We start from the raw sequence: 8,345 nt of genomic DNA, 5'->3' as shown, positions 1-8,345 counted from the left end.
CCCGCGCCACCCAGCGGGCCGGCATCGTGCACACCACCGGCGCGCTGCCGGAGTGCCTCGGAGAGGCGGCGGGGCCCCGCCCGTGACCCGGCGGAGGTGTGGCGGCGGGCGGGACCCCGGCCGCCGCACCCTCCCCGGCCGGCTCAGACCGGCCTGAACCACACCGTCGCCAGCGGCGGCAGCGTCAGCCCGATGCTCGAAGGGCGCCCGTGGTACGGCACCGGCTCGGGCTTCAGCGGCTCCGTGTTGCGGATGTCGCCGCCGCCGTAGAGACCGGTGTCGGTGTTGAGGACCTCGCGCCACTCCGGCACCGAGTCCGGCACACCGAGCCGGTACTCGTGCCGCACCACGGGTGAGAAGTTGGAGACCGACAGGAGCGGTGCGCCCTGCGCGTCGTAGCGCAGGAACGCGAAGACGTTGTCCTCCGCCGCGTCACCCGCCACCCAGTCGAAGCCGCCCGGGTCGGTGTCACGCTGCCACAGGGCGGGGGCCGCCGCGTACACCGCGTTCAGGTCACGCACCAGGTCCCGCACCCCGCGGTGGTCGTGCGCCGCCCCGTACGACGGGTCGAGCAGCCACCAGTCGGGTCCGTGCGCCTCCGACCACTCGGCGCCCTGGGCGAACTCCTGCCCCATGAAGAGGAGTTGCTTGCCCGGGTGGGCCCACATGAAGCCCAGATACGCGCGGTGCGTGGCGCGCTGCTGCCACCAGTCGCCCGGCATCTTCGAGACCAGGGCCTGCTTGCCGTGCACCACCTCGTCGTGCGAGATGGGCAGGACGTAGTTCTCACTGAACGCGTACACCATCGAGAACGTCATCTCGTTGTGGTGGTACTTGCGGTGCACCGGCTCCTTCGCCACGTACTCCAGCGAGTCGTGCATCCACCCCATGTTCCACTTCAGCCCGAAGCCGAGCCCCCCGTAGCCGCCCGCGCCGACCTGGTCGGTGGCGCGCGTGACGCCGTCCCAGGCGGTCGACTCCTCGGCGATCGTCACCACACCGGGGTTACGGCGGTAGACCGTCGCGTTCATCTCCTGGAGGAAGGCCACCGCGTCCGGGTTCTCCCGGCCGCCGTGCTCGTTCGGCGACCACTGGCCTTCCTCGCGCGAGTAGTCCAGATAGAGCATCGAGGCGACGGCGTCCACCCGCAGCCCGTCGATGTGGAACTCCTCGCACCAGTAAGTGGCGTTGGCGACCAGGAAGTTACGCACCTCGGTGCGGCCGTAGTCGAATTCGAGCGTGCCCCAGTCGGGGTGCTCGGCGCGCGCCGGGTCGGAGTGCTCGTACAGCGGCCGGCCGTCGAACCGCGCCAGCGCCCAGTCGTCCTTCGGGAAGTGCGCGGGCACCCAGTCCATCAGGACACCGATACCCGCACGGTGCAGCGAGTCCACCAGATACCGGAAGTCGTCCGGTGTGCCCATCCGGGACGTCGGCGCGTAGAAACCGGTGACCTGGTAGCCCCACGAGCCGCCGAAGGGGTGCTCCGACACCGGCATCAGCTCCACATGCGTGAAGCCCAGGTCCTGGACGTACGCGGGCAGTTGCGTCGCCAACTGGCGGTACGTCAGGCCGGGCCGCCAGGACGGCAGATGCACCTCGTACACCGAGAAGGGCGCCTGGTGGACCGGGCGGTCGGCCCGGTGCGCCATCCACTGCGCGTCCTGCCAGCGGTGGTGGGACTCCGTGACCACGGACGCGGTGGCGGGCGGCACCTCGGTGCGCCGCGCCATCGGGTCGGCGCGCAGGGTGTGGCTGCCGTCCGGGCGCATCAGGTCGAACTTGTAGAGCGCTCCCTCGCCGATGCCCGGCAGGAACAGCTCCCACACCCCGGACGACCCGAGCGACCGCATCGGATACGCGGTGCCGTCCCAGTAGTTGAAGTCCCCGCTGACCCGCACCCCGCGCGCGTTCGGCGCCCAGACGGTGAAGCGGGTGCCGGTGACGCCCTGGACGGTCATCGGCTGTGCGCCGAGCGCCTTCCACAGCTCCTCGTGGCGGCCCTCGCCGATCAGATGCAGATCCAGCTCACCGAGGGTGGGCAGGAAGCGGTACGGGTCCTGCAGCTCGGTCTCGGCCCCGTCGTACGCGACGAGCAGCGCGTACTCCGGGACAGTGCGCAGCGGCAGCAGCCCGGAGAAGAAGCCCTCGCCGTCGTCGTGCAGTTCGGCGCGGAGCCCCTTGCCGACCACGGTGACGGAGCGGGCGTACGGCCGCAGGGCCCGGACGGCGATGCCGCCGCTGACCGGATGGGCGCCGAGCAGCGCGTGCGGGTCGTGGTGGCCGCCGCTGAGCAGCCGCTCCCGGTCGGCGGCGCCGAGCGTCTCGGCCGGGCGCACCCCTCCGGTCGGCTGGGACGGCAGAACGGCCGCGGGCTCGGTGCTGTGGGAGGTGTTCGCGGTGTCCGCCGTGTCCGTGTCCGTGGACGGGGCGGGCTCGGGTTCGGCGGGCGACGGAGTGCGGGACGGGGGACGGGCGGTCACTGGGGCGGCCTCCTCGGCAGCTTCGGCGCACGGTGGAAAACGGGGGGTTCGGGAAGCGAGAGCCGCTCGATCGCGGCCATCGGGACGGGCAGCCAGTCGGGGCGGTTCCTGGCCTCGTAGAGGACCTCGTACACCGCCTTGTCGGTCTCGTAGGCGCGCAGCAGCTCCGGCTCGGCGCGCGGGTCGGCGCCGGACACCGACGCGTACCCCTCGCAGTACGCGTCACGGCAGCCGGTCGCCCACTTCGGGGACCAGGGCCGGTGGGTGCGCGCCGCGTAGTCGAAGGAGCGCAGCATCCCCGCCACGTCGCGGACGACGGGCTGCGGGCGGGTGCGCTCGGCGAGCGGTCTGGCCGGTTCGCCCTCGAAGTCGATGACCGACCACTCGCCGTCCCTGGCCCGCAGGCTCTGGCCCAGATGCAGATCGCCGTGGATGCGCTGGGCGGCCCAGGTGCGGCCGGCGTGGCCGAGGTCGGCGATCGCGTCGAAGGCGGTGCGGAGCCCCGCCACATACGGCGCGAGCGCCGGGACCGCCTGAGCCGTGAGCTCCAGACGTTCCGTCATCTCCGCCGCGAGATGCTGTATCTGCCGCTTGCTCAGGACCGCGGTGGGCAGCGCGGACGCCAGCGTCCCGTGCACCTCGGCGGTCGCCCGGCCCAGCGCGCGGGCGCCCGCCGCGAAGTCGTGGCCGTCGGCGAGTGCGAGCAGTGCCAGCTGCCAGCCGTCCTCGGACCCCGAGAGGAACGGCTGGAGCACCCCCAGAGTGGCGGGCTCCGGCTCCGTGGTCTCGTACCAGGCGACGGGCGCCGGCACCCGGGCGCAGCCGGCCTGGGCCAGCGCGAGCGGCAGCTCCAGGTCCGGGTTCGAACCGGGGTGGACGCGGCGGAAGACCTTCAGGATGAACGTATCGCCATAGACGAGGGAGGTGTTGGACTGCTCGGCGCCCAGCGGCCTGGCGGGCAGCCCGGAGGGGATGTCGGCGGTCGGGTCGCGGTCGAAGCGCAGCGCGCCGATCCGGCCGGGCGTGCGCAGCCGCTCGAAGAGCAGCCCGGTCAGCCGGGGGTCGAGCAGCGCGTCGTACAGCACGGACCCGGCCAGCGGTCCGGTGCGGGCCCGGCCGATCAGCGCGGCGGCGAGGCGCGGCGGCAGTGAGGTGCGTACGCCGAGCAGCAGCTGGTAGCAGTCGCCGGTCGCGGGGGAGTCCTGGTCGGCACGGATCAGCAGATGGAGCAGGCCGGGGGCGGCGCCGACCGGCAGCAGTTCGGTGGCCGAGACCAGGGTGAAGGAGGTGACGGGCCGCCCCTTGCCCGCGAACCAGCGCTGCCGGGGCAGCCACTCGTGCAGCAGGGGGGCGAGCGAGTCGAGGAGGCGGAGGGGGCCGGACGACCCGGCGGAGCGCGCGCTGTTCCGGGTGGATGCAGCCTTGGACATGGCATCGCGTCCTTTCCCGGGCACACCACACGATGCGCAGAGTGTCCCGGATTGCGTGGGGTCGCCTCCCATGCTGAACGCATTGGGGGCGGGAATCCGGCTGTGCGGGACGGTGCGGGTGAGGATGGACCAGATGGACTAGGGCCCTGATCCAAACGAAAGGCCCTCGGGCTCCGTGGGCCGGGTGCTGGTGCCGCGGTACCAGTGAGAAGCGTGCCCGGGGCGGGGCGGCGGAAACCGGCCCGCCCCGGGCACGGCGTCACACGGTGGGGGCGTCCTTGCGCAAGCGGAACCAGTAGAAGCCGTGCCCCGCGAGGGTCAGGAGATACGGCAGTTCACCGATCGGGGGGAAGCGCACCCCGCCGATCAGCTCCACCGGATGGCGCCCGGTGAAGGTGCCCAGATCGAGCTCCGTCGGCTGCGCGAACCGGGAGAAGTTGTGCACGCACAGCACCAGGTCGTCCTTGTACTCCCGGAGGAAGGCGAGGACGGCCGGGTTGGACGACGGCAGCTCGGTGTACGAACCGAGGCCGAAGGCCGGGTTCTGCTTACGGATCTCGATCATCCGGCGGGTCCAGTGCAGCAGTGAGGCGGGCGAGGCCATGGACGCCTCGACGTTCGTCACCTGGTAGCCGTAGACCGGGTCCATGATGGTCGGCAGGGAGAGCCGTCCCGGGTCGCTGGACGAGAAGCCGGCGTTCCGGTCGGGGGTCCACTGCATCGGTGTACGGACCGCGTCCCGGTCACCGAGCCAGATGTTGTCGCCCATGCCGATCTCGTCGCCGTAGTAGAGGATCGGCGAACCCGGCAGGGAGAGCAGCAGCGCGGTGAACAGTTCGATCTGATTGCGGTCGTTGTCCAGCAGGGGTGCGAGCCGCCTGCGGATGCCGATGTTGGCCCGCATCCGCGGATCCTTGGCGTACTCCGCGTACATGTAGTCGCGCTCTTCGTCCGTGACCATTTCGAGCGTCAGCTCGTCGTGGTTGCGCAGGAAGATGCCCCACTGGGCGTTCTTCGGGATCGCCGGGGTCTTGGCCAGGATCTCCGACACCGGGTAGCGGGACTCCCGGCGCACCGCCATGAAGATGCGCGGCATCACCGGGAAGTGGAATGCCATGTGGCACTCGTCGCCGCCCTTCTTGAAGTCGCCGAAGTAGTCGACGACGTCCTCCGGCCACTGGTTGGCCTCGGCGAGCAGCACCGTGTCCGGGTAGCCCGCGTCGATCTCGGCGCGCACCCGCTTCATGAAGGCGTGGGTCTGCGGGAGGTTCTCGCAGTTGGTGCCCTCGACCTGGTAGAGGTACGGGACCGCGTCGAGGCGGAATCCGTCGATGCCCAGGTCGAGCCAGAAGCGCAGCGCGGAGATGATCTCCTCCTGCACCACCGGGTTCTCGTAGTTGAGATCCGGCTGGTGGGAGAAGAACCGGTGCCAGTAGTACTGCTTGCGCACCGGGTCGAAGGTCCAGTTGGAGCTCTCCGTGTCGACGAAGATGATCCGGGCGTCCGCGAACTGCTTGTCGTCGTCGGCCCAGATGTAGTAGTCGCCGTACGGCCCGTCCGGGTCCTTGCGCGACTCCTGGAACCACTCGTGCTGGTCGCTCGTGTGGTTCATCACGAAGTCGATGATCACGCGCATGCCACGCTGGTGGGTGGCGTCGACGAACTCGACGAAGTCGGCGAGGTCGCCGAACTCCGGCAGCACCGACGTGTAGTCCGCCACGTCGTAACCGCCGTCCCGCAGGGGCGACTTGAAGAACGGCGGCAGCCAGAGGCAGTCGACGCCGAGCCACTGGAGGTAGTCCAGTTTGGCGGTGATGCCCTTGAGGTCACCGACACCGTCCCCGTTGCTGTCCTGGAACGACCTGACCAGGACCTCGTAGAAGACGGCGCGTTTGAACCAGTCGGGGTCACGGTCCTTGGTGGGAGTGTCCTCGAATTTGTCGTGGACAGGCTCATTGACAATCATGATGTGGGTGACCCTCCGATCGGCGGGGACGGTCGCAGCACCAGGATGTGCGCGGGCGTGCTGCCCGGCTCCAGACGCACATAGTTGGCCCTGCCCCAGTGGTAGGTCTCGCCGGTGAGCTCGTCGCGCACCGGGACGGATTCGTGCCATTCCAGGCCGAGATCCGGCATGTCCAACGAGACCGTGGCCTCCTGGGTGTGGTGCGGGTCAAGGTTGACGACAATCAGAACCGTGTTCGAACCGGCGGGGTCTCCGCCCGGCGTGGAGACCGCCGTGGAGCCCGCCGTCGAGTCCGGCACGGACACCGATTTCGAGTACGCGATGACCGCGTCGTTGTCGGTGCGGTGGAAGTGCACCGACCGCAGCTGACGCAGCGCCGGATGGCGCCGCCGCAGCTCGTTCAGCGTGGTGATCAGCGGGGCGATGGTCCGCCCCTCCCGCTCGGCGGACTCCCAGTCGCGCGGTCGCAGCTGGTACTTCTCCGAGTCCAGATAGTCCTCGCTGCCGGCCCGGGCCGTGGTGTTCTCGCACAGCTCGTACCCGGCGTACACCCCCCAGGACGGTGCCATCGTCGCCGCGAGCACCGCACGGACCTCGAAGGCCGGGCGGCCGCCGTGCTGGAGGTACGCGTGCAGGATGTCCGGGGTGTTCACGAAGAAGTTGGGTCGCATGGCGGCGGCCGACTCCCCGGCCAGCTCGGTGACGTAGTCGGTCAGCTCCTGCTTCCCGGTCCGCCAGGTGAAGTACGTGTACGACTGCTGGAACCCGACGGCGCCCAGGGTGTGCATCATCGCGGGCCTGGTGAACGCCTCGGCCAGGAAGACCACGTCCGGGTCCCGGCCGTTGACCTCGGCGATGACCTGCTCCCAGAAGACCACCGGCTTGGTGTGCGGGTTGTCCACCCGGAAGATCCGTACGCCGTGCCCCATCCAGAAGCGCAGGATGCGGACGGTCTCGGCGACCAGCCCCGCCATGTCGCGGTCGAAGGCGATCGGGTAGATGTCCTGGTACTTCTTCGGCGGGTTCTCCGCGTACGCGATCGTGCCGTCCGCCCGGTGGTGGAACCACTCGGGGTGCTGCGTCACCCACGGGTGGTCGGGCGAGCACTGCAGCGCGAAGTCGAGCGCGATCTCCAGGCCCAGCTCACCGGCGCGCCCGACGAAGTCGTCGAAGTCCTCCAGGGTGCCGAGGTCGGGGTGGACGGCGTCGTGGCCGCCGGCCGGTGAGCCGATGGCCCAGGGCACGCCCACATCGTCGGGCCCCGCGGTCAGCGCGTTGTTGGGGCCCTTGCGATGGGTGGTGCCGATGGGGTGGACCGGCGGCAGATAGACCACGTCGAACCCCATGGCCGCGACCGCCGAAAGCCGCTTCGCCGCTGTCCTGAAGGTGCCACTGACCTGCGGCTTGCCCTGCTCGACCACGGCGCCTTCGGAGCGCGGGAACAGTTCGTACCAGGATCCGTACAGCGCACGCTCACGCTCGACGAGCAGCGGCAGCGGCTCGGAGGCGCTGACCAGTTCGCGCAGCGGGTAGCGGGCGAGCGCCGCCACCGCCTCCGGTGCGAGCGCGGCCGCGAGACGGCCGTCGGCCGGGGCCGCGGTGTCGCCCAGCGCCTCCGCCACCGCGAGGACCGCCTGCCGGCCCCTGCTCTTGGGCACTCCGGCAGCCGCACGTGTATACAACGCGGCGCCGTCGGCGAGCACCAGCTCGGTGTCGATGCCCGCCGGGACCTTGATCCGGGCGGTGTGCAGCCAGGTGGCGACGGGATCGCTCCACGCCTCGACCGTGTACGTCCACCGGCCCTCGCGGTCCGGGGTGACGTCGGCGCCCCAGCGGTCGGTGCCGGGGGCCAGCTCGCGCATCGGCGCCCACGGAGCTGTCCGGCCGCGCGGGCCGCGCAGGACGACATTGGCGGCGACGGCGTCATGGCCCTCACGGAAGACCGTCGCGGTGACCTGGAAGGTCTCACCGGTCACCGCTTTGGCGGGCCTGCGCCCGCCGTCGACGCTCGGCCGCACATCGAGCACCGGGATACGGCCGATCAGCTGACCGGTGGGCGGCCGCTTCGGTGGCTTCGGGGACTTGGGCGGCTGCGGGGACGTCTGAAGACTCCCTCTGGCCGGCTCGTCCGATGATGGCTTGCGGGCTGCGGGCATGACCGCTCCTGTCCGCGTTCACTCAGGCTGTGGTGAGGGGTGGGGGCGCGCTCGGGCGGATACCGGAGGAGCCTTCCCCCACTCCTCGGGTGGGCAATCCGGCTCCTGAGTTAAGTACTCGTGCGTAATGTGCAAGGCAAGGACCAGGTGGGCCGCGCGTCGCGGACGGGCCGTGCCCGGCCGCGCGGGCGTCCGAGGTTTCACACCTTTGGCTGAGACCGACCGGCAAATGGAGGTGGCCGCCGCCGCGGCCGGCCGGACCTGACGGAGCGCGCCGCGCAGCGCGCGCACGGCGCACGGCGGGTGCCGGTCG

4 protein-coding genes are annotated in these 8,345 nt (G+C 70.9%); all 4 read right to left on the bottom strand.

Annotation, left to right across the window (positions count from 1 at the left end):
• Positions 1 to 143: 143 nt before the first annotated feature.
• A complete protein-coding gene (gene glgB, locus G3I19_RS32110; RefSeq protein ID WP_164267241.1) occupies positions 144 to 2,360 on the bottom strand; it encodes a 1,4-alpha-glucan branching enzyme in 2,217 nt (738 codons plus the stop codon).
• Positions 2,361 to 2,476: 116 nt separating this feature from the next.
• Positions 2,477 to 3,910 (bottom strand): phosphotransferase, encoded by a 1,434-nt coding sequence (locus tag G3I19_RS32105; protein WP_164267240.1) that lies wholly within the window; start codon positions 3,908 to 3,910, stop codon positions 2,477 to 2,479.
• 259 nt (positions 3,911 to 4,169) lie between these two features.
• Positions 4,170 to 5,876 carry a maltose alpha-D-glucosyltransferase gene (treS, locus tag G3I19_RS32100; protein WP_164267239.1) on the bottom strand — a complete coding sequence of 569 codons (1,707 nt, stop codon included), beginning with the start codon at positions 5,874 to 5,876 and terminating at the stop codon, positions 4,170 to 4,172.
• Positions 5,873 to 7,921, bottom strand: a complete 2,049-nt coding sequence (locus G3I19_RS32095) for an alpha-1,4-glucan--maltose-1-phosphate maltosyltransferase (protein ID WP_203600787.1) — start codon at positions 7,919 to 7,921, stop codon at positions 5,873 to 5,875. The genes treS and G3I19_RS32095 overlap by 4 nt, the downstream gene beginning before the upstream one ends.
• Positions 7,922 to 8,345 lie beyond the last annotated feature (424 nt).

The organism is Streptomyces sp. SID10853, assembly GCF_010548145.1.
In the GTDB taxonomy this organism is placed as follows: Bacteria; Actinomycetota; Actinomycetes; order Streptomycetales; family Streptomycetaceae; genus Streptomyces.
The sequence above is the reverse complement of the archived record's forward strand: the minus strand, read 5'-3'. Positions and strand labels throughout refer to the sequence as shown.